Origin of the sequence: Rhodococcus gordoniae, from assembly GCF_001646655.1 — a bacterium.
GTDB classification, from domain to species: domain Bacteria; phylum Actinomycetota; class Actinomycetes; order Mycobacteriales; family Mycobacteriaceae; genus Rhodococcus; species Rhodococcus gordoniae.
Map to the genome: position 1 here is coordinate 1 of NZ_LPZN01000100.1, position 1,891 is coordinate 1,891.

Here is a 1,891-nt window from a genome sequence, read left to right on the forward strand (position 1 = left end):
CCGACGGGCCGGCCGGCGCGCAGGACGAGTGCGCGCGCCAGGACGACCTTGAGCAGTTCGCTCTCGTCCGAGCGGAGCAATCGCAGTGCGGTCGTGACCCGGTCGATGTGCTCGCCTTCGGAGGGCAACGCCCCCGTGATCGCGATGGGGGGCAGGTCGCCGGCGGGTGCGGCGTAGGGCGCGGGGGAATGGTGGAGTAGGTGCGGGGCGGTCAGCGCGGCGGGGCGACCGACCTCGAACGGCAACGCACCGACGAGTGCGGTGATCCGGCCGGTGCGGAGGGCCTCGGCGGCGGCGGACGGGTGGTCGAAGCGCTCACTCACGCCTTCGGCGACGACGGTGCCGTGTGGACGGGACAGGACGAACGGATGCGCGACGGGCCGCTCGGCCCGGTCGGTAGCGGTTGCGCCGAGGACCGGCACTTGCATTCTCGTACCTTCCGGTTGAGGAGGTCTGCTGGCAGGACCGCGCCACGGGGCACACGATCACAGAGCAACATATACGGTAAGCCTAACCTTTGGTACTGTCCCCTCCGGCGCCGCAGCGCGCCCATCAGCGGATTCCGTTCTCAGCCATTCGTTTCGACCGAAGGAAAGAGGATCTCCAGTGCCCCTTGCCGGCCCGGACGCCTCACGGCTCGCCCTGTCGCGCGCACAGTCGGGTGTATGGTTCGCCCAGCAACTGAACCCCGACAACCCGCTGTTCAACACCTCGGAGTGCATCGAACTGCGAGGTGCGATCGACGAGGAAGAGCTGGTCGCGGCCGTTTTCGGGGCGGCGTCCGAGGCCGAGGCGCTGGTCGCGGGGTTCGAGACCCTCGCCGACGGTACGGTCGTCCGGATCCCCGGTGCGCGCCCGCTCGATCTCGCCCCGGCCGTCGACCTCACCTCCGCGGCGAACCCCTGGGAGGCGGCCCACGAATGGATGGCACGCGACCTCGAACGGGCCGTCGACCTGTCGGTGGATCCGTGCGTCCGGGCAGCGGTCCTGCGACTCGCCGACGATCACGTCCTGCTCTACCTCCGCGCCCACCACATCGTCCTCGACGCCTTCGGCTTCTCGCTGTTCAACCGGCGTATCGCCGAGCGGTACACCGCCGCGGTCGCCGGCGCGGAAGTTGCTGCCGCACGGTTCGATCCGGTCGAAGCGGTGATCCGGGAAGAATCGGTCTATCGCGACTCGGCCGACTTCGATGCCGACCGCGCCTTCTGGCGCGAGTACCTCGACGGCGTGGACGAAGCGGTCGCCCTGCGACCCGGCCCGGGTGGCATCGCGCGGCGCTCCCGCGGCGCGCGTTTCACCCTCGACGCCGAACAGCAGCGCGGTCTCGTGGCCCTCGGCAAGGAGGTCGGCGCGAGTTGGGGCGATGCGGTGACCGCCCTCGTCGCCGCCTGTCTGCGTGGCGCGACCGGTCGCGAGGACCTCACACTCGGTTTCCCCGTCATGAACCGCCTGGGCACCGCTGCACTGCGGGTGCCGATCACCGCCGTCAATGTCGTTCCGCTGCGCCTGAATCCCACCGCCTCGGTCACGCTCGTCGATCTCGTCGCCCAGGTACGCGATGGAGTTGCGCTGTGCCGCAACCACTATCGCTACCGGACCGAGGACATCCAGCGCGACCTGCGGCTGCCCACCGGATCCCGCGGTGTCATCGGGCCGTCGGTCAACGTCAAGCCGTTCGGCGACTCCCTCCGGTTCGGCGACATGCGCGCGGCCGTGCACTCGGTGGCCCGAGGGCCCCTGCAGGATTTCATGGTCACCGTGCGGCCGCTCGACGGCAGTGCCGGACTCGAGGTGTTCGTCGACGTGGACGCCGACGTCTACAGCGAGGCGGATCTGACGCTCCACACCGAGCGCTTGGAGATGCTGTTCGGTTCGGTTGCCGAGCGGG

General features: G+C 69.9%; 1 protein-coding gene and 1 pseudogene. One reads left to right on the plus strand and one right to left on the minus strand.

Going from position 1 to position 1,891, the window contains the following annotated elements:
• Positions 1-428 (minus strand): annotated as a pseudogene (locus A8G18_RS22080) (isochorismate synthase); the annotation flags it as partial.
• 178 nt (positions 429-606) lie between these two features.
• On the opposite strand from A8G18_RS22080, the gene A8G18_RS22085 reads away from it, so the two are divergent.
• A partial coding sequence (locus A8G18_RS22085) for a condensation domain-containing protein (protein ID WP_245208012.1) occupies positions 607-1,891 on the plus strand: 1,285 nt, incomplete at its 3' end.